Source organism: Marinomonas posidonica (genome assembly GCF_043643765.1).
GTDB classification, from domain to species: Bacteria; Pseudomonadota; Gammaproteobacteria; order Pseudomonadales; family Marinomonadaceae; genus Marinomonas; species Marinomonas posidonica_A.
Genome location: NZ_JBHZSP010000013.1, coordinates 14,545 through 34,718, shown reverse-complemented (window position 1 = coordinate 34,718; position 20,174 = coordinate 14,545). Strand labels below are relative to the sequence as shown.

Genomic DNA, 20,174 nt, shown 5'->3' with positions numbered 1-20,174 from the left:
TTTTGTCCGCATCGTTCATACATTTAAAAGTGCATACTGAGTTTTCTTTGGTGGATGGCTTAGTCAAGGTCAAAGGTCTGTTAGGGACAACGGAATTAATGTCCATGCCGGCGGTGGCCATCACAGATGAAAATAACTTATGTGGTTTTGTGCGTTTTTATAAAGGTGCTATGGATAAGGGTATTAAGCCCATATGTGGTGCTGACGTCGTTATCGAGGATGATACCGAGGAGCTGGAATCTCGTTATCGTATGACTTTGTTGGCGATGTCCAATAAAGGTTACAAAAACATCATAGAAATCATTTCTAAAGGTTATCAATTGGGACAAGTTGAAGGCCGACCCGTTATCCGGAGAGATTGGATTGAGGCATCTAGCGAAGACGTGATTGCTTTATCCGGTGCTGGTTATGGCGACATCGGCTTGTTGTTGCAAAAAGGCCGGGCAGAGTTAGCGAAGCAGCATTTGGCTTATTGGATGTCCGTGTTCCCTAATCGCTTTTATGTAGAGTTGCAGCGTACCAGCCGAGTGGGTGAAGAAGACTATATTCATGCGGTTGTTCCTTTGGCGGCAGAGCTGGGTTGCCCAGTGGTGGCCACCAATGACGTGCGCTTTCTCAAACGAGAAAACTTTGAAGCTCATGAGGCGCGTGTATGTATTCACGACGGTGTCACACTTGATGATCCACGAAGAGTTCGTCGCTACTCTGAAGAACAGTACTTTAAAACCCCTGAAGAAATGGCTGAGTTGTTCCAAGATATTCCCGAAGCCTTGGAAAATACCGTCGAAATAGCTAAGCGCTGTAGTGTTGATGTCTTGCTGGGTAAATATTTTTTGCCGGATTATCCCGTGCCAGATGGCATGACCATGGAAGAGTTTTTTAACAAGCTGTCTTTTGACGGTTTAAAAGAACGCTTTGATATTTTGACGTTGAAATATGGCGAACGTGTTGAAAAACGCCGCCAGGAATATTGGGATCGTCTCGATTTTGAATTAAACATTATTAACCAGATGGGATTTCCTGGTTACTTCTTGATCGTAATGGACTTTATACAATGGGCCAAGGATAACGATATTCCGGTAGGCCCTGGTCGTGGTTCGGGTGCCGGTTCATTGGTGGCTTATGCGTTAAAAATCACTGACCTTGATCCGCTTGAATACGATCTGCTATTCGAACGATTCTTGAATCCAGAGCGGGTATCCATGCCTGACTTTGATATCGACTTTTGCATGGATAACCGAGATAAGGTAATCGATTACGTGTCGCGTACCTATGGTCGTGATGCGGTTTCTCAGATTATTACCTTTGGTGCCATGGCAGCCAAAGCCGTTGTTCGCGATGTCGCGCGGGTACAAGGTAAGCCTTATAGTTTAGGGGATAAGCTGTCCAAGTTGATCCCCTTTGAAATTGGCATGACACTCAGTAAAGCCCTTGAAGAAGAGCCTGCTCTACCAGAGTTCTTGGCGTCCGATGAAGAAGCGGCGGATGTCATGGAAATGGCCATGTCTTTGGAAGGGGTGGTGCGTAACTTTGGTAAGCACGCCGGTGGTGTGGTCATCGCCCCAACCAAACTGGTTGATTTCGCCCCACTGTATTGTGAAGAAGATGGCTCCGGCTTGGTGACTCAATACGACAAAAACGACGTAGAAGAAGCCGGTCTGGTGAAGTTCGATTTCTTGGGTTTGAAAACCTTGACCGTGGTTGATTGGGCGGTGAAAAACATCAATGATATCCATGCCCTAGAAGGCAAACCCCCATTGGATATCGCGCTGATTGATCTGGAAGACAAATCCACATACGACTTACTGCAAAGAGCCGAAACCACGGCGGTATTCCAGCTGGAATCCCGTGGTATGAAGGAACTGATTAAGAAACTATTGCCATCGCGCTTTGAAGATATCATCGCCTTGGTGGCATTGTATCGTCCTGGCCCACTTGGGTCTGGCATGGTAGACGACTTTATAAACCGTAAGCATGGTCGTTCTGAGTTGGCTTTTCCACATCCAGATTACCAGCATGAAGACTTGATCCCCGTTTTGGAGCCCACTTACGGCATCATCTTGTATCAAGAACAGGTAATGCAAATCGCTCAGGTTTTGGCGAAATTTAGTCTGGGTGGTGCTGACTTGTTGCGTCGTGCTATGGGTAAGAAAAAACCTGAGGTAATGGCGGAACAGCGCTTGATCTTTATGGAAGGCGCACTTAAAAACAACGTCGATAAGGATTTGTCCGGTAACATCTTTGATTTGATGGAGAAGTTTGCGGGTTATGGTTTTAACAAATCTCACTCGGCTGCGTACGCCTTAGTATCCTATCAAACCGCTTGGTTGAAAAATCATTATCCGGCGCCTTTCATGGCCGCGGTATTGTCTGCCGATATGCAGAATACCGACAAGATCGTTATCTTTATTGAAGAGTGTCGTTCGATGAATTTAGCGTTGGAATTGCCCAACGTTAATGAGTCAGTCTACAAATTTACGGTCAACCCAGCTGGCGCCATAGTGTATGGTTTAGGTGCCATTAAAGGGGTGGGTGAAGGCCCAATTGAAGCCATTGTTGAAGCTCGCAAAGAGGGGCCATTTGAGCACATTTTTGATTTCTGTCAGCGTGTGGGTAAGAAGGTTAACAAGCGCGTGATGGAGGCATTGGTTCGTTCTGGGGCATTTGACACCATAGGGCCAAACCGTGCGACCTTATATGCTTGCATTGATGAAGCGTTGAAGCGAGCCGTGCAGGATGCCAAAAACCAAGATGCAGGTATGATGGACCTGTTTGGGGTGGCGGTAGAAGAGAGCACAGAAGATGCCTATAAGGAAATAGGTATCCAGCATGAGTGGCCTGGTAGGCAGCGCTTAGACGGTGAAAAAGACACCCTAGGCTTGTATGTAACAGGTCACCCGATTGATGAGTATGAAAAGGAGATCAGACGATTTGCACGCTCCAAAATAGTCGATCTGCAACCTAAGCGTGGCGATACCCAAGTCATGGCCGGATTGATTGTGGATTTGCGTGTAACAAAAAGTAAAAAAGGTGGTAACATTGCTTTCGTCACATTGGATGATCGCTCAGCTCGTATTGAGGTGACGGTGTTTCCTGACAACTATGAAAACTTCAAAGACGTCATCGTCAAAGACGAAGTGGTTGTGGTTGAGGGGGAGATTTCAGTAGACGAGTTTCGTGGTGGACAGAAAGTCATTGCCCGAAATGTACTTGATATTGCTCAAGCTCGTATTCGTTATGTCGAAGCATTGCGAATTACTTGGAGTTCAGAGTCAGTAACACCAGCTGATATTCAGTCATTAGCTGATCAAATGTCAGAATTCCGCGGAGACGGTTGTGATGTGGTCATTGGGTTTGATACCCCTGAAGCTTTTGGCGATATCCGTTTAGGTTCGAGTTGGCGAGTTCGTCCAGATGACGATTTAATTCACCAACTACAGAAACAATACGGTAAACAAAATGTTCAGTTAGTGTATACTTAGGCTCATTTTATAATTTGTGCAAAGGAATGTGGCGTAGTAATACGTTTTATCGCTTTAGAGCAATTGGCATGATGCCATTTGCCTTATATTTGATGGCAACCAGACAGCAGTGTAGTTAACGATGAATTTAAATTATTTACCATTCGAGCAGCCGATTGCTGAGCTTGAACAAAAAATTGAAGAATTACGTCTAGTAGGCAATGATAATGAACTGAACATCAGTGATGAAATCAGCCGACTAGAAGACAAAAAAGTCGCCCTAACAAAAAGTTTATTCAGTAATTTAGGCGCTTGGGAAGTATCACAACTTTCCCGTCACCCAAAGCGTCCTTACACGCTGGATTATATTGAACACGTTTTTACGGATTTCGAAGAAATGCACGGTGATCGTCACTATGCAGATGACCGTGCCATTGTTGGTGGTATTGCGCGTCTAGATGGTCGTCCTGTGATGATCATCGGTCATCAAAAAGGCCGTGAAGTAAAAGAAAAAGTATTGCGTAATTTTGGCATGCCACGTCCAGAAGGTTACCGTAAAGCCTTGCGCTTGATGGAAACGGCTGAGCGTTTCAATATGCCAATCGTTACCTTAATTGACACACCTGGGGCTTACCCAGGTATTGGTGCAGAAGAGCGTGGTCAGAGTGAAGCCATTGCATACAACCTTGCCGTTATGTCACGCCTAAAAACACCAATCATCTCAACGGTTATCGGTGAAGGTGGTTCTGGTGGTGCGTTGGCAATTGGTGTGTGTGATGAACTGATGATGTTGCAATACGGCACTTACTCAGTTATTTCACCAGAAGGTTGTGCCTCTATTCTATGGAAGAGTGCAGAACGTGCATCTGATGCGGCGAAAGCTATGGGCATCACTGCGCCTCGTCTGAAAGAGCTTGGTTTGGTTGATACCATTATTCCAGAGCCAATGGGTGGAGCACACAATGCTCATGAGCAAATGGCTCACAGCCTGAAAGAAAACATCTTAGCGGCACTGGATCGTATGGAAGCGCTAACAACAGAAGAGTTGTTGGCGCGTCGTTACAACCGCTTAATGTCATACGGCTTATAATCGATTGATTTGCTAAAAAGCCTCCTGATTGGAGGCTTTTTTGTTTCTGCTTCTGACGCTTAAAAAATGGTTCACTTTATATGAGTTATCAGCCGCATCCGCCTTTCACCCTTACGACTGAATTAGAGTTTAATCCAATTTGGTTGACATCTTTGTTTACGCAAGCAAACAGGGTTTGGGTAGCTTACAGTGGTGGTGTTGATTCCCACGTACTATTGCACGCTTTGGTGAGTCAAATTACTCCTGAGCAAAGAGCAAAGGTTGCCGTGATCCATGTACATCATGGCTTAAGTCCAAATGCAGATGCATGGTTAGACCATTGTGAACAAGTATGCCAAGCACTTAATGTCACTTTTTATGCCCAAAAAGTGGATTTGAAAGTACAAGCGTCGGTGGAAGATGTGGCTCGCCAAGCAAGATATCAAGTTTTTGAAGATCGCTTGGTGGCTGGTGATGTTTTGCTTTTGGCTCATCATCAAGGGGATCAAGCGGAAACCGTGATGTTTCGACTGGCAAGAGGAACTGGAACGAAAGGGTTGGCAGGCATGCCAGCAGTTCGACCTTTGGGGGATCAGGGGGCTTGCTTGGTACGGCCACTTTTGTCGATCACTAAGGCTAAAATCGAAGATTATGCTCAGCAACATGGTTTGTATTGGGTTGAGGACGAATCCAATCAAGACGAACGCTTTTCGCGTAATTTTTTACGTCAAAACGTCATTCCCTTAATGAAAACACACTTTCCAAATATGGAGCAGAGTGTTTCCAACATGGCGCAACGAGTCGCTGACGACTACGAAATGTTGGCTAGCTTGTCGGCGCAACATTTATCGACGGTATCAAATGCACATGGCGGGTTGGATTTGAATTGGCTGTATCAACAGCCAATGCCACAAAGGCGTTTTTGGTTACGACAATTCATAGAGCAAAAAGGCCGAAGTTTAACGCAAGCGCAATGTGACAGCGTCCTTAATATGTTTGCTGGCGTTGAAGATAAGCAACCCGAGTTCGTGTTTGCTGATGGTCGCTTGATGCGTCATCAGAATACCTTGTATGTGTTGCCAAATGAGCGTCTGGTTGAGTGCGGGACATTGGTCATTGGGCAAGTGAAAACACGAGGTTTTGACCAGTTGCAGCTGATCCAAGGAGAGGGCGTTGAACTAAGAACTCGGCCTTTGGGGGTCAAGTTATTGATGCAAAATGGACAGACTCGGTCATTGAAAAAATGGCTAAATGATCAGCAGATTCCGGTTTGGTGGCGCGAACATTTACCCTATTTGTTTATCCAAGATGAGTTAGTCGCCATTGCCAATTTATGGCGTCACCCTGATTATGGTCAGCTTCAGTTCGAGTGGCGACCAAGCAAGGCCTTACCCTTTCCTAATCATCACTAAACCTGAATGAGCCAATCTGCATATATTTTTGTTTGAGCAACTTGCTCAGCATTAAGTGCATCGTTTTGCTGAATTCTATTCATGGCTTGTTGATAAGATAGATTCCATGAAGCTTGATGCCTTAATGCTAATCGTTCGATTGCAATGGGGAGTGGAACATCTAGAAACCAGCGTTCATCATAATAATCCGCGGCTTTCTGCCAATCTGTCTCAGGTAAGAGTAAGTAAAGCCCTTCAATCAAGATGACTTTAGTGTGTTGTGAAATGGATATGTGGTCGTCAATTGGGTCGCCTAACGCATGGTCAAAACTGGGCCATTGGCAGTCTACGGTTTGATAGGCGTTGGCAATGTTAGTGACATACTGAGCAAATTTATGGTGATCAAACGTCCAATCGGCGCCGCGGCGGGCAAAGGCTTCATTGGCGTTTGGTAAGTCGCTTAAGGCCTGTTTAGGGAGGTGGAAGCCGTCCATAGACAGGCAAGCGACCTGTGAAGGATGTTGTGTATTAACATGTTCAGCTAAGTAATTAGCCAGCGTGCTTTTTCCAGAGCCTGGACCACCTGCAAGCGCGATCAAATAGCGTTTATCCTGTTGTAAATGCTTCTGTATTTTATCAATTGCTTGTTTTACATCGGCTGTGTTTCGGTACAAATCGTGGGGTGTTGTGTTCATTGAGTCAGCTGCTTATGAGTGATGTTTATTATTGTTGTATGAGCCTCTGGTTCTGAAAAATTTAGGGGGTCTAAGATATTCTCTGAACCTATACGGCTTTCTTTGCGTATCAATAGTACCTTCTAAAGAACCTTTGAGGCCATTCAACATGGAATTAAAAGAATTAAAACGTACTCAACATTTTGACAAAGTGAAGTTGCATTCCTTGGAGTCAAATCTCTATCAGTTGTCGGTGGTGATAGAGGGTAAAGAGGATTATGTTATGGATGGTAAGGGGCGCTTTATGACCAGCCACAACAAACTCGAGCTGCAATCTTTGTTCAAAGAGAAGCAGGTGGATGCCATGGTGTTATGCCATCAAAGCGCCTACGATGAGATGGTGGGTCAACCACCAAGCATGGCGGGAAATACCCTAGAAGTGCCATTGGGTAATACGGATTTAGCTTAGTTGTTGATCCGTTACTGGAGCACTTGCATCTTTTCATTGGTCTCTTCCTTTTGCGAGAAGACTTTAGCATAACCCAGCGTGGCGTTGGCGTGTTCCCGCATGATGGATTCTGCGCGGCTACTTTGGCCTTGGCTAATGGCGTCAAACACCGCGTGATGTTGCATGTGAGCGAAGTTAAATCGGCGAAATTCTAGTCGCAAATTATTGCCATCAAAAGCCAATGCGCTCACCGAGGCAAAAGGTAAATGTTCATTGCGACTGAGTGCTTCAGCGATGGCTGGGTTATTGCTGGCATCGATAATAATTTGATGAAAGCGCTGGTTGATGTCGTGATACTGTGCCAAGTCCTGTTCATCAAGTTGACCATTTTCAAACAGCTGATCGCCCGACTGAAGCAATTGCTTTAATTCTATTCTTTGGCATTCTGATAGCCCGTTCTCTGCGGCTTGTCTGGCGGCCAAGCCCTCAAGTACACCTCTAACTTCAATCGCGCCAGTGATGTCAGATAAGGTGACCTGTCGTACTTCATAGCCACGAGCAGGTCGTTTGGTCAATAAACCTTCCTGTTCCAAGGTTCGAAATGCGATGCGTATTGGGGTACGCGAGACACCGAGTCGTTCTGCTGTCGGAATTTCGGCGATTCGTTCTCCTGCGGCCAGTTCCCCTGACAGCACCATTTGTCTTAATCGACTGATTACTTCCTGACCCGATTTGCTCATGCCTTATCTCAGTTCTAGATTAAAGAAAGAGAGAATAATAGCGCATCTAGTGCAAATGTGAAAATTGGATCCAATTTTATGTTTTTTGACAGTTTAGAAGTGGATGAGGCATTCAAAAAAAGCTTACTGGATCCAATTTTGTGATTTTGGACTTGTTATTATGTGCTTTTGTTTTATATTGGATCCAATAAATACAATAAAAAGCAGGAGTATTCTAATGAAACAGCAAACCTATCCCAAAAATGCTTGGTATGTGGCCGCCATGTCTGAAGAGGTGGCGGGCAGCAAACCTCTTGGCCGTAAAATTTGTGGTGAAAGCATCGCTTTCTATCGCTCTCATGATGACCAGATCGCCGCCGTTCTCGATTTTTGTCCACACCGTGGTGCGGCTTTATCATTGGGCTACGTGGAAGATGGGCTTTTGGTATGTGGGTATCATGGCTTAAAAATGGGCGCGGATGGTAAAACTAAGTCGATGCCACTGCAGCGAGTTCAAGGTTTTCCATGTATGAAATCCTATGCAGTCGAAGAGCGTTACGGGTTTGTCTGGGTTTGGCCCGGTGAACAAGATAAAGCGGATGTCTCTTTGATTCCTCAATTAGAGTGGGCCGACAACCCAGAATGGGCTTACGGTGGCGGCCTTTACCACATTAATTGTGACTATCGTTTGATGATTGATAACCTGATGGATCTGACTCATGAAACTTACGTTCATGCGAGCAGTATTGGTCAGAAAGAAATTGATGAATCACCTGTGGATACGAAAGTCGATGGTGATAAAGTCATTACCAGTCGTTTCATGGAAAACATCATGCCGCCGCCATTCTGGCAAGCGGCGTTACGTGGCAATAATTTGGCTGATGATGTTCCTGTCGATCGTTGGCAGATTTGCCGTTTCAGTCCACCTTCTCATGTGATGATTGATGTGGGTGTGGCGCATGCTGGACAGGGTGGTTTTGAGGCCAGTAACGATCATAAAGCCAGTAGTACAGTAGTGGATTTTATTACGCCTGAAAGTGACACCTCTATCTGGTATTTTTGGGGGATGGCGCGAAACTTTAATCCCCAAGATGAAGCGCTAACGGATCGCATTCGAGAAGGGCAAGGGGCGATTTTCGCAGAAGATTTAGAGGTCTTGGAGCGGCAGCAGGAAAACTTATTAGCATTTCCCGACTATGATTTATTGAAACTGGACATTGATGCTGGTGGTGTGCAGTCTCGAAAAATCATTGAGCGTATTATTGCGCAAGAGCAGCAAGAAAATGTCAAAGCAGCGCCATCTGATGGTCCGCTGCAAGTGATTTCTTTTTAGTTGGTTTGGGAATGAGGTTGTTGAAATGATTCCAGTGGTTGTGAAAAACATCGTTGAGGAAGCGCAAAATGTTGTGCGACTTGTCTTGGGGAGCCGTGATGGGGCGAATTTGCCTACTTTTGAAGCAGGAGCGCATATTGATGTGCATTTGCCGAGTGGCCTGATTCGCCAATATTCTTTGTGTCGGTTGCAGGTTGAGCCACAGTATTACGAAGTAGCGGTGCTGAAAGACCCGCAATCACGCGGTGGCTCGGAAGAGGTGCATCGTCTGACCATTGGAGACGAGCTGGCGATTAGTGCGCCTCGTAACCATTTTGGTTTGGTTGACAGTCCTCGTCACTGTATGTTGATCGCTGGTGGTATTGGTGTGACACCTTTGTTGCCTATGGCGCAGCAATTACAGCAGCAGGGTCGGTCTTTTGAATTTCACTATTGTGCTAAAACACCTGAAAAAGCCGCGTTTTCAGAGGCATTAAAAACGGCTTCTTTTGCTGACAAAATGTTTTTTCATTTTAGTCAGCTGGCTGACTCTGGCCGCATGGATATGGTGAATGTTTTATCTCGTCACGCCTTTGATGGGGAGCTTTATGTCTGTGGTCCGGCGGATTTTATTAATGAGGTTTTAAGCCAAGCCCGAATGCAGGGTTGGTCAGAAGAAAGGTTACATCGTGAGTTTTTTGCCGCCCCTGAACCCTTAGAGCAAGAATCCGATAATGCGGCGTTTCAAGTGAAAGTCCACAGTACAGGGGAATTGATCAATGTGTCTGAAGACCAAACCATGTTTGAGGCGCTGGATCAGCATGGGGTATTTGTGGCTGTCTCTTGTGAGTCTGGTGTCTGTGGCACCTGTCAAACGGGTGTGGTAAGCGGCACTCCAGATCATAGAGATGTGTTTTTGACGGAAGCGGAGCGACAACAGGGTAACTGGGTGATGCCATGTTGCTCTCGTGCCAAGTCGAAGATTCTAGAATTGGACTTGTAAGGCACGCTTTTTATGTGTGCCATTTTTTGCCTCGAATGAATGCAAAACAAGGATGTTTTACATTGAGAGATGAGGCCAGCGATGCTATCATTTCCTCCCGTCCTGAAGGTGCATTTTTCGGCACCATCAAATTTCATATTTATCTATTTTTAAGGCGGGTTAAACACTCATGGCGACACGATATATTTTCGTAACAGGTGGTGTAGTATCATCTCTTGGTAAAGGATTGGCATCTGCTTCTCTAGCAGCCATTCTTGAATCTCGTGGGCTAAAAGTCACCATGTTAAAGCTGGACCCGTACATTAACGTGGATCCTGGCACCATGAGTCCCTTCCAGCACGGTGAAGTGTATGTCACCGAAGACGGTGCTGAAACCGATCTTGACCTTGGTCACTATGAACGTTTCATTTCCACTAAAATGGGTAAGCGTAATAACTTCACCAGTGGTCGTGTTTATCAGCATGTATTGAAAAAAGAACGTCGTGGTGAGTACCTTGGTGGTACTGTTCAAGTTATTCCTCACATCACAGATGAAATCAAACGACGTGTTATCTCGGGTGCCGAAGGCGCTGATGTTGCTCTAGTCGAAATTGGTGGCACAGTGGGTGACATTGAGTCTCAACCTTTCCTTGAAGCGGTTCGTCAATTAAGAGTGGAATTGGGCTCTCGCCGTGCCTTGTTCATGCATTTAACCTTGGTTCCTTACATCCGTACAGCGGGTGAAACGAAGACCAAACCTACTCAGCACTCTGTGAAAGAATTGCGCTCTATTGGTATCCAGCCAGACATCTTAATCTGCCGCTCCGAAGTGACAATTGAAGCTCCTGAGCGTAAGAAAATCGCGTTGTTTACCAGTGTTGAAGAACGTGCTGTTATCTCATTGCCAGATGCCGACACGATTTACCGTATTCCTCAAATGTTAAATGACCAAGGTCTAGATAGCTTGATCGTGGAATACTTCAACCTAGACTGCAATATGCCTGATTTAGCAATCTGGAACAAAGTAACGCAAGCCAAATTGAATCCTGAGAAGCAAATCAACATTGCCATGGTAGGTAAATACATGGAACTGTTGGATGCTTATAAGTCTTTGATTGAAGCCATGGATCATGCTGGTATTCATGCGCGCACGAAAGTGAAATTGCATTACATCGATTCTGAAAGCATTGAAGAAAATGGTACCGAAGCGTTAAAAGGTATGGACGCGATTCTAGTACCAGGTGGTTTCGGCGAACGTGGTGTTGAAGGTAAGATATTGACAGCTCAGTATGCTCGAGAAAACAAAGTGCCTTATTTGGGGATTTGTTTGGGCATGCAGGTAGCGGTTATTGAGTTTGCTCGTAATGTGGCAAAATTAGACGGTGCGCACAGCACTGAGTTTAATCTAAAAGCAGAGAATCCAGTTGTTGGTCTGATTACAGAATGGACCAATGCAGAGGGTTCCAAAGAAATCCGGTCAGAGGAATCCGACCTAGGTGGAACGATGCGTCTTGGCGCGCAGAACTGTAATCTTACTGAAGGCACAAAAGCCTTTGAAGCTTACGGAGAAGCTGTGATAACCGAACGTCATCGTCATCGTTACGAAGTGAATAACTTCTACGTATCTGATTTAGAAAAGGCAGGTCTGACGATTTCAGGTCGTTCAGAAGACAACTCTTTGGTTGAAATGATCGAAATTGCTGATCACCCTTGGTATGTTGCTTGTCAGTTCCATCCAGAATTTACGTCAACACCTAGATATGGTCACGGCTTATTCAGTGCCTTTGTTCACGCGGCATTGAAATACGCAGGAAAAGAAAAATAAGTACGGAAAGAGAATAAGTAAGAAAGCGTTATTTATTACTTTCTAAAGCAAACAGGCTGTTTGTGATTTTTTATCTATTTAAAGAGGTTTGTTATGAGTCAAATCGTTGATATTAAAGCCAGAGAAGTATTGGATTCTCGTGGTAACCCTACTGTTGAAGCCGATGTGATTTTGGCGGATGGTTCTGTAGGTTCAGCGTGTGCACCGTCTGGTGCCTCTACCGGTTCTCGTGAAGCTTTAGAACTACGTGATGGCGATAAAAGTCGTTACCTAGGAAAAGGTGTTTTAAAAGCAGTTGCCGCTGTGAATGGCCCTATCCGTGATGCTTTGATTGGGAAAGATGCACTGGCACAAGCTGAGCTAGACAAGGTAATGATTGACCTTGATGGCACAGAAAATAAATCGACTTTTGGTGCGAATGCGATCTTGGCCGTTTCTTTGGCGGCAGCGAAAGCAGCAGCAACGTCTAAGAAAGTCCCTTTGTACGCTCACATTGCAGACTTGAACGGTACTTCTGGTCAATACTCTATGCCAGTACCTATGATGAACATCATCAATGGTGGCGAGCACGCTGACAACAATGTTGATATTCAAGAATTTATGGTTCAGCCAGTTGGTGCGCCAAACTTCCGTGAAGCCCTACGTTATGGCGCAGAAATTTTCCACGCATTGAAAAAAGTATTGAGTGCTCGTGGTTTGAATACAGCAGTGGGTGACGAAGGTGGTTTTGCACCAAACCTTGCTTCTAACGCAGAAGCGCTTGCTGTAATCAAAGAAGCCGTTGCCGCAGCCGGTTACGAGCTTGGTAAAGACATTACTCTTGCGATGGACTGTGCCGCGTCTGAGTTCTACGAAGACGGTAAGTACAACTTGAAAGGTGAAGGCAAAGTCTTCTCTTCTGAAGGTTTCTCTGATTACCTTGCCGAGTTGTGCGAGGCTTACCCAATCGTTTCCATTGAAGATGGCTTAAACGAATCAGATTGGGAAGGTTTTGCTTACCAGACGAAGATTTTGGGCGATAAGATCCAATTAGTTGGTGACGATCTTTTCGTAACCAATACTAAAATCTTGAAGCGCGGTATCGATGAAGGCATCGCTAACTCTATCTTGATCAAGTTTAACCAGATTGGTTCTTTGACTGAGACGCTTGAAGCGATCAAAATGGCAAAAGACGCAGGTTACACAGCGGTGATTTCTCACCGTTCAGGTGAAACCGAAGACGCAACGATTGCTGATTTGGCGGTGGGGACGGCGGCGGGTCAAATTAAGACCGGTTCTTTGTGTCGTTCTGACCGTGTTGCTAAGTACAACCAATTGCTACGTATCGAAGAGCAATTAGGTGGTAAAGCACCTTACAAAGGTCTTTCTGAGATCAAGGGTCAAGCTTAATTCTGCTTGACCTAAAAAAAGGGAGAACTTAGTTCTCCCTTTTTTTGTTTTTTTCATGCGATTCCTTTGATAATAAGGGACAGGACTTTTAATCGTAGAGGATATTATGGCGCGTTTATTATTGGCTTTTTTTGTCTGTGCCATTGGATACCAGTGCTACCACCTATATTTTGGTGAGCAAGGGGTAAAACGTCAGGAAGAGCTGGCTAAGCAAATTGCTTATCAAGAACGCATTAATCAAAGGTTAAAGCATCGTAATGATGCCTTACGTGCTCAGGTTGAAGATCTACGCTTAGGTGAAGAAGCGGTAGAAGAGCATGTTCGTACTGAGCTTCAATATATTAAAGATGGTGAAGTGTTTTATCGTATGGTGGAAAAAAGATGAGCCAGGCAATGTGGGTGATTATTCCTGCAGCTGGTGTGGGACAACGTATGTTATCGGATTGCCCTAAGCAGTATTTATCATTGGCAGGGGAAACCATTTTAGACCGCACGATCGAGGTGTTTTTAACTCACCCATGCATTGCGGGGGTGGTCGTTGGCTTAGGGGCGGACGATGCTTATTGGTCAGACTCAAAATGGTGTGATAACCCAGAGATAAGAACCTATGTCGGTGGTGCCGAGCGCTGTGACACGGTACAAAAAGGATTGCAGTTATTGCAAAAAATGTCGGTAGAGATCGATCGTCAAGTGTTAGTGCACGATGCAGCACGGCCTTTGTTATCTCATACGGCGTTATCGCGTATCATTAAACATGAGTCAGCGCAGGGAGCATTGTTGGCGATGCCGTCAAAAGACACGGTGAAACAACAAGGGGATGTCAGCTCAGTGGAATCCAGCCCAAAAGTAAAAAGCACATTAGATCGACGTCATATTTGGCTGGCTCAAACACCACAAAAATTCCCGTTGGGCGCGTTATTAGATGCCTTAGTTCAGGCTGACATGGATGGTAAACAGGTTACGGATGAATGTTCCGCTATGGAGCTACAAGGCTGGCAGCCAGACTTAGTAATGGGTGAGAACAGTAATATTAAAGTGACATTGCCCGAGGACTTGATTATTGCCGAGGCGCTTTTTTCACATTTATCAAATTCAAAAGCGCATTAAGTTGGAGTTATTTTTATGATGCCATTTCGTATAGGTCATGGGTTTGATGTTCATAAATTTGGCGAGGGTGATCATGTTATTTTGGGTGGCGTGTCGATTCCTTACTCACAGGGCTTGATCGCTCACTCTGATGGTGATGTTGTGTTGCATGCATTGACTGATGCTTTGCTGGGGGCGGCTGCTCTGGGTGACATTGGTAAACATTTCCCTGATACCGATGCGGCATTTTCAGGGGCTGACAGTCGAATTTTATTAAAGCGTGCTTTCTCTGAAGTAAAAGCATTGGGGCTATTAGTGGGTAATGTAGACGTGACTATTCTAGCGCAAGCGCCAAAAATGCGACCACATATTGACGCCATGCGAGCCAATATTGCCGAGGATCTTGAGGTCGATATGTCACAGGTGAACGTAAAAGCCACGACAACAGAGAAATTGGGTTTTACGGGTCGTAAAGAAGGCATTGCAGTGGAAGCGGTGGCATTACTGTATAAGCAGGGAGCCTTATGAATACGGATTGGCAATACGCTTGGTCAGAGCCTACTAATACGGGCGACCTAAAAACACATGCCCAAGATTTTTATGTGGAAGAGCAGCTCGGTTTTGAGCCAGATGGCAAAGGCGAGTTTTGTTATGTGTTTATTGAAAAGCTTGGGGTGAATACTGACTTCTTAGCCAAGCGCCTCGCTCAATTGGCTGGAGTAGCGGCCAATAAGGTAACCTACAGTGGTGTAAAAGATCGCCATGCTTGCACACGTCAATGGTTTTGTTTGCATACCCTAAACGAGGAACCGGATTTATCGAATCTCCATCAGGCTTTCCGTGAGCCTGAGAGTGTCCGTGTAGTCGCTCAATTACGCCATTCTAAAAAGCTAAAAACCGGAACGCACTTTGCTAATCGTTTTATCATTCGCTTGCGTAATGTGGCAGGTGACCTAGAAGAGTTAGAAGCGCGCTTGCAGTTGATTCAGCAAGGCGGTGTGCCGAACTATTATGGCCCTCAGCGTTTTGGTATTAACGGTAATAATTTGCACAACGGCAAAGAGTTTGTCCTAAAAGGGCGGCAAAGTCGTCGCAAATTATCAAAGACAGAGTCTTTTTGGTTATCTGCTATTCGCTCTTGGTGCTTCAATCAGGCCTTGAGTGATCAGGTTGAAAACGGCATGTGGGATCGTTTGTGTGATGCTGATATTGCACAATTCCAGCATAAAGAAGAGCAGTTCCGAGTGCAGCAACGATCAGCTTTGATGCATTTGAGTGTGGCGCGAGGCCAGATAAGCCCGGTATTGCCCTTGCTAAGCCCAGGCTGGGAGGCGGGTACGGGACCCCAAAGAGAAGCCGCTATAAAAGCGTCATTGGCAGACCATGGAGAACTGGTTGAAGCCTTAATGGATTTTGGTTTATCTCGAGACAGTCGTTTAGCCAGATTAGTGCCAATGAACATGGCCTGGGAATTGCTAAAGGAAGAGACGGGCAATGCTCAGTTAATACTGGAATTCTCGTTACCGAAAGGTTGTTTCGCGACTAGTATTCTGCGAGAGATGGTGAATTTTACGGACAAATCAGCTGAGAAATATCATGAGAATTCTGATCGCGAATGATGATGGCATCGATGCGTTGGGCATTCAGACCTTATCAAAGCATCTGCAAACGCAATATGACACCTTGATGGTCGCGCCTGACCGTAATCGCAGTGGTGCCAGTAACTCGCTTACTCTGACTCGTCCTTTGCAACCAAGTAAAGTGGCGGAGCGTGCGTATAAAGTAGATGGTACGCCGAGTGATTGTGTCAATCTGGCTTTGTCTGGTGTAATTGATGGGGAAGTTGATCTGGTTGTGTCCGGTATTAATCATGGCCCTAATTTAGGGGATGACGTGATTTATTCTGGTACGGTCGCGGCTGCCATGGAAGCAAGGCATTTAGGTCGTCCTGCGTTAGCCGTGTCATTGGTTGGCAATCAACACTTTGCGACCGCAGCGCAAGTCGTATTGGCTTTGTTAAAAGACACTCACACATTGAATATGCCTACTGGTGTTTTGCTCAATGTGAACGTGCCGGATTTGCCTTATGAAGAGATCAAAGGCATTCGTGTAACTAAGTTGGGTTATCGCTATAAAGCACAAGCCCCCGTCTCAGCTCAGCATCCTCGTGGGATGCCGAGTTATTGGATCGGCGCCTTATCGGATCCGTATGACGCATCGTCAGGTACGGATTTTGATGCGGTGGCAAATGGCTATGTTTCCGTGACGCCGATTCACACCGACATGACTTGCTACGAAGTAAAATCTTCTTTGGAAAAATGGATTGATATCGTCACACTATGAGCCAGCATGACCTTAATTGGTTAATCACGCATACGGAGCCAAGAGCATCCGGGATGATTCATCAGCTTGAAGAGCAGGGTATTACTCATTCTGAGCTATTGGCTTTAATGGGCAATATTCCGCGACATGAGTTTGTGGAGCCCGCGTTTTCGCATTTGGCTTATTCTGCTACCCCTTTACCCATAGGTCGAAATCAAACCATTAGTCAGCCATTAACGGTGGCCAGAATGACGGAGTGGTTGTTGCAATATGCCAGGCTTGGTCGAGTGTTAGAAATTGGTACCGGCTCTGGATATCAGACCCGTATTTTGGCGCATTTTTTTAATAAGGTGCACACTATAGAGCGGCAGCACTCTTTGTATCAACAAGCTAAGCAAAGGTTGTCTTCGATGGGGATTAATAACGTCGAGCATTTGTTTGCGGATGGACAAGCAGGTTGGCCTCATCGTATTGAAATGGATGCCGTAATTATCACTGCCATGGCCAGTAAAATCCCGTTAGCTCTGACAAATTGTTTAAAAGAAAATGGCATTCTGATTATGCCGATTGACCACCCTACTCCGCAAATAGGGTGCTGGCGCAAAGAAGGGGAGCGTTGGAAATGTTTGGGCAATGAGTCCGCATACTTTGTCCCTTTATTAGAAGGATTGGAACATGCCTAAGTGGCTGAAAATATATTTAAGTGGTGTCCTAATGGGGGCCGCGGATGTGGTGCCAGGGGTATCTGGTGGTACGGTTGCCTTTATTGTTGGGGTGTATGATCGTTTGATCGCGGCTCTCAGCGGCGTTAATAAAGACAGCATTCAAATGCTATTCAAAGGCGACGTGAAAGCTTTATGGCGTCATTTTGATGGGGGGTTTTTATTGGCGTTAGGGGCCGGTGTGGTTACGAGTATTTTTTTGATCGCGGGCCTTATTACGCACTTATTGGCGGTGTATCCTACTTATTTGTGGAGCTTTTTCTTCGGTTTGATTTTGGCATCTGCGGTGTTCTTATTAAAGCAGGTCAAGTCTTTTTCTGTTCGTCACGGTATTGCTCTAATCGTCGGTATTTCGGCCGGTGCAAGCCTATCACTGTTAGTGCCTACGACTATGAACACCTCTAATTTTATGGTGTTTTTCGCAGGGATGATTGCGATCTGCGCTATGATTCTACCTGGCATTTCTGGGAGTTTTCTCTTACTGATAATGGGTATGTACGGTTTTGTGTTGAATGCGATAAAAAGCTTCGACCTTACCGTCATTATCATTTTTGCTGCGGGGGCACTGGTTGGTTTGTTGAGTTTTTCCAAGTTCCTCAATTATTTGTTACACAAAGCTCATGCCATGACCTTGTCGTTCTTAACAGGCATTATGCTCGGCGCTTTAGTAAAAGTTTGGCCTTGGAAAGTGACCATAAGTTGGGAGCAAATTGGGGATAAAAACATACCAGTAGAAACAGATTTAATATGGCCTTGGCAGGTACCTAACTACCAATTGCTGAACGATTTGGTGGTGCCAATGGCTTTTATTTTAGTTGGAGTTTTGATGATTTTTTGTGCGTCTTACATTTATTTACGAAATGAAGACAAAAGTTAATAAACGCTACAATTCTATTGCTTGAGGGAAATATTATCTTTAGTTGTCATGACAAAAAGTCTGTCAAACAAACCTTGGTCAGTAGTATGGCTCAATTGGTTTTGTTGTGCTTTTTTCTGACAGGATGCTCTTATCAAGTTCTGCATTTTCCAGATAAAAACTCCGCTTCTTATTCGTCAAATCATGCGCGTGTTTCTTCTGTGCCCGCATCGGGATACTATCGCGTTCGTAGCGGTGACACCCTGTTTTCCATTGCCTTTCGCTATGGCTTGGATTATCGCGCCTTGGCTAATGCCAATAATATTGATGCTCCTTATGTCATCTATCCGAATCAAAAAATACGTTTGAGAGAGGCGAAAAGAGCGTCATCTTCAGTGTCCAAATCCTCGTCTCAGGTTTCTTCTCAAACGACTAGTGTGAGACCTAAATCAGCCACTTCTGTAACTCGTAACGAGCCTAAAAAAGTCGCAACAAAAACCACGACTCCAGTTACAAAAGACATTAAATGGGCTTGGCCTGTCGATGGAGAAGTAAAGAGGGGGTTTTCAAACGCTGGGGTTAGTAGTAAAGGTATAGACATCAAAGCACAGAAAGGTGACTTGGTGAAAGCAGCGGCAAATGGCGTTGTTGTGTATGCAGGCAGTGGTCTCATTGGTTATGGAAACCTAGTGATCGTGAAACATGATGATGTTTACTTAAGTGCCTATGCGTACAACGAAAGAATCATAGTAAAAGAAAAGCAAAGTGTTCGAGCTGGTGATTCCCTTGCTGTAATCGGTGGTAAGGGGACGGATAGACCCTTGCTTCACTTTGAAGTTCGCCGAGATGGACAGCCGATTAATCCGTTAGATGTATTACCCAAAAATTGAGTAAAAACTAGCGTTTTTAAGGAGGGGGTATGAAGTTAGCAAGCATGGATAAAAACACAGCTAAGGTTTCGAACGTCAGAGACTTTGACCTTGATACACTTGATGGCTTTCAAGAAGAGGCAGCAGATGAAGAATTTGAATCTGCTGTTAATGCTCGATATGCGGAAGCAGACTCTTCTAAAAGTTTGGATGTTACTCAGCTGTATTTGAGTGAGATCGGTTTTTCACCTCTTTTATCCGCAGAAGAAGAGGTTTATTTTGCGCGTCTAGCACTGAAAGGTGATGAGAAGGCGCGTAAGCGCATGATTGAAAGTAACCTACGTTTGGTTGTAAAAATTTCTCGCCGTTATCTCAATCGTGGTCTTTCATTACTTGATCTGATTGAAGAGGGCAACCTAGGCCTAATTAGGGCAGTCGAAAAGTTTGACCCAGAGCGAGGCTTTCGTTTTTCAACTTACGCAACATGGTGGATACGTCAAACCATTGAGCGTGCCATCATGAACCAAACCCGCACGATTCGTTTACCCATTCACGTTGTCAAAGAACTTAATGTTTACCTTCGAGCTGCTCGTGAATTGACTCAAACCTTGGATCACGAACCGAGTCCAGAGGAAATTGCTGACAAGCTTGATTGCCCTGTTGAAGACGTGCAAAAGATGCTCGGTTTGAATGAAAAAATCAGCTCTATTGATGCATCTTTCGGTGGCGAAAACAACGATAAAAGCTTAGTGGAAGTCCTAGCGGATGATTTACATCAAGGACCAGAAGCGGATCGTCAGGATGGCGACGTATTGCAAGGCATTGAACAATGGCTTGATGAGCTTAGTGAGAAGCAATGTGAGGTGATTACGCGCCGTTTTGGGCTACGTGGGCATGAGGCCAGTACGCTTGAGCATGTCGGTGCAGAAATCGGTTTAACACGAGAACGCGTGCGTCAGATTCAAGTTGAGGCATTGCGTAAATTACGTCTGATCCTAGACAAAGAAGGTTTGTCATTGGACGATGTGATTAGCATGAATGAATAAATT

The 20,174-nt window shown here is 45.1% G+C and carries 19 protein-coding genes; 17 read left to right on the top strand and 2 right to left on the bottom strand.

Features of this window, described 5'->3' with window-relative positions:
• Positions 1–2: 2 nt before the first annotated feature.
• From dnaE to tilS, 3 genes are all read left to right on the top strand, one after another.
• On the top strand, positions 3–3,482 hold the full coding sequence (gene dnaE, locus ACHUFM_RS14970) for a DNA polymerase III subunit alpha (RefSeq protein ID WP_394183169.1): 3,480 nt from the start codon (positions 3–5) through the stop codon (positions 3,480–3,482).
• 121 nt (positions 3,483–3,603) lie between these two features.
• Positions 3,604–4,551 carry an acetyl-CoA carboxylase carboxyl transferase subunit alpha gene (gene accA, locus ACHUFM_RS14965; RefSeq protein WP_113873669.1) on the top strand — a complete coding sequence of 316 codons (948 nt, stop codon included), beginning with the start codon at positions 3,604–3,606 and terminating at the stop codon, positions 4,549–4,551.
• Between the two features lie 80 nt (positions 4,552–4,631).
• Positions 4,632–5,942, top strand: coding sequence for a tRNA lysidine(34) synthetase TilS (gene tilS, locus ACHUFM_RS14960; protein WP_394183167.1), 1,311 nt, complete (start codon positions 4,632–4,634; stop codon positions 5,940–5,942).
• On the opposite strand, the gene ACHUFM_RS14955 is transcribed toward tilS, so the two are convergent.
• Positions 5,939–6,616, bottom strand: a complete 678-nt coding sequence (locus ACHUFM_RS14955) for an AAA family ATPase (protein ID WP_394183166.1) — start codon at positions 6,614–6,616, stop codon at positions 5,939–5,941. The two genes, tilS and ACHUFM_RS14955, sit on opposite strands and share 4 nt — an antisense overlap.
• A 148-nt stretch (positions 6,617–6,764) precedes the next feature.
• Here ACHUFM_RS14955 and ACHUFM_RS14950 point away from each other — a divergent pair, with 148 nt between their 5' ends.
• Complete coding sequence (locus ACHUFM_RS14950; protein WP_394183165.1) at positions 6,765–7,064, top strand: DUF6482 family protein; 300 nt, start codon at positions 6,765–6,767, stop codon at positions 7,062–7,064.
• 11 nt (positions 7,065–7,075) lie between these two features.
• On the opposite strand, the gene ACHUFM_RS14945 is transcribed toward ACHUFM_RS14950, so the two are convergent.
• The gene (locus ACHUFM_RS14945) at positions 7,076–7,783 is read right to left on the bottom strand and encodes a GntR family transcriptional regulator (RefSeq protein ID WP_394183164.1); all 708 of its coding nucleotides are present in this window, start codon (positions 7,781–7,783) and stop codon (positions 7,076–7,078) included.
• Between the two features lie 217 nt (positions 7,784–8,000).
• Here ACHUFM_RS14945 and ACHUFM_RS14940 point away from each other — a divergent pair, with 217 nt between their 5' ends.
• The 13 genes from ACHUFM_RS14940 to rpoS all read left to right on the top strand — a co-directional run bounded on the left by ACHUFM_RS14940 (position 8,001) and on the right by rpoS (position 20,171).
• On the top strand, positions 8,001–9,095 hold the full coding sequence (locus tag ACHUFM_RS14940) for an aromatic ring-hydroxylating dioxygenase subunit alpha (RefSeq protein WP_394183162.1): 1,095 nt from the start codon (positions 8,001–8,003) through the stop codon (positions 9,093–9,095).
• A gap of 25 nt (positions 9,096–9,120) precedes the next feature.
• Complete coding sequence (locus ACHUFM_RS14935; protein WP_394183161.1) at positions 9,121–10,077, top strand: PDR/VanB family oxidoreductase; 957 nt, start codon at positions 9,121–9,123, stop codon at positions 10,075–10,077.
• 169 nt (positions 10,078–10,246) lie between these two features.
• The gene (locus ACHUFM_RS14930; protein ID WP_113873676.1) at positions 10,247–11,881 is read left to right on the top strand and encodes a CTP synthase; all 1,635 of its coding nucleotides are present in this window, start codon (positions 10,247–10,249) and stop codon (positions 11,879–11,881) included.
• Positions 11,882–11,974: 93 nt separating this feature from the next.
• On the top strand, positions 11,975–13,270 hold the full coding sequence (eno, locus tag ACHUFM_RS14925) for a phosphopyruvate hydratase (RefSeq protein ID WP_394183159.1): 1,296 nt from the start codon (positions 11,975–11,977) through the stop codon (positions 13,268–13,270).
• A gap of 106 nt (positions 13,271–13,376) precedes the next feature.
• Positions 13,377–13,655 (top strand): FtsB family cell division protein, encoded by a 279-nt coding sequence (locus tag ACHUFM_RS14920; protein ID WP_013797108.1) that lies wholly within the window; start codon positions 13,377–13,379, stop codon positions 13,653–13,655.
• Positions 13,652–14,377 carry a 2-C-methyl-D-erythritol 4-phosphate cytidylyltransferase gene (gene ispD, locus ACHUFM_RS14915; RefSeq protein ID WP_394183156.1) on the top strand — a complete coding sequence of 242 codons (726 nt, stop codon included), beginning with the start codon at positions 13,652–13,654 and terminating at the stop codon, positions 14,375–14,377. Before ACHUFM_RS14920 ends, ispD begins: the two co-directional genes overlap by 4 nt.
• Positions 14,378–14,392: 15 nt before the next feature.
• Positions 14,393–14,884 carry a 2-C-methyl-D-erythritol 2,4-cyclodiphosphate synthase gene (gene ispF, locus ACHUFM_RS14910; RefSeq protein WP_113873679.1) on the top strand — a complete coding sequence of 164 codons (492 nt, stop codon included), beginning with the start codon at positions 14,393–14,395 and terminating at the stop codon, positions 14,882–14,884.
• Entirely contained in the window at positions 14,881–15,975 is a 1,095-nt protein-coding gene (gene truD, locus ACHUFM_RS14905; protein WP_394183154.1) for a tRNA pseudouridine(13) synthase TruD, read from the top strand. The genes ispF and truD overlap by 4 nt, the downstream gene beginning before the upstream one ends.
• On the top strand, positions 15,953–16,699 hold the full coding sequence (gene surE / locus ACHUFM_RS14900; protein WP_394183153.1) for a 5'/3'-nucleotidase SurE: 747 nt from the start codon (positions 15,953–15,955) through the stop codon (positions 16,697–16,699). Before truD ends, surE begins: the two co-directional genes overlap by 23 nt.
• Positions 16,696–17,361 carry a protein-L-isoaspartate(D-aspartate) O-methyltransferase gene (locus tag ACHUFM_RS14895; RefSeq protein ID WP_394183152.1) on the top strand — a complete coding sequence of 222 codons (666 nt, stop codon included), beginning with the start codon at positions 16,696–16,698 and terminating at the stop codon, positions 17,359–17,361. The genes surE and ACHUFM_RS14895 overlap by 4 nt, the downstream gene beginning before the upstream one ends.
• Positions 17,354–18,277: a DUF368 domain-containing protein gene (locus ACHUFM_RS14890; RefSeq protein WP_394183150.1), complete on the top strand. Its 924-nt coding sequence runs from the start codon at positions 17,354–17,356 to the stop codon at positions 18,275–18,277. The genes ACHUFM_RS14895 and ACHUFM_RS14890 overlap by 8 nt, the downstream gene beginning before the upstream one ends.
• A gap of 86 nt (positions 18,278–18,363) precedes the next feature.
• The gene (locus ACHUFM_RS14885; protein ID WP_394183148.1) at positions 18,364–19,146 is read left to right on the top strand and encodes a peptidoglycan DD-metalloendopeptidase family protein; all 783 of its coding nucleotides are present in this window, start codon (positions 18,364–18,366) and stop codon (positions 19,144–19,146) included.
• A gap of 29 nt (positions 19,147–19,175) precedes the next feature.
• Positions 19,176–20,171, top strand: a complete 996-nt coding sequence (rpoS, locus tag ACHUFM_RS14880) for an RNA polymerase sigma factor RpoS (protein WP_394183147.1) — start codon at positions 19,176–19,178, stop codon at positions 20,169–20,171.
• Positions 20,172–20,174 lie beyond the last annotated feature (3 nt).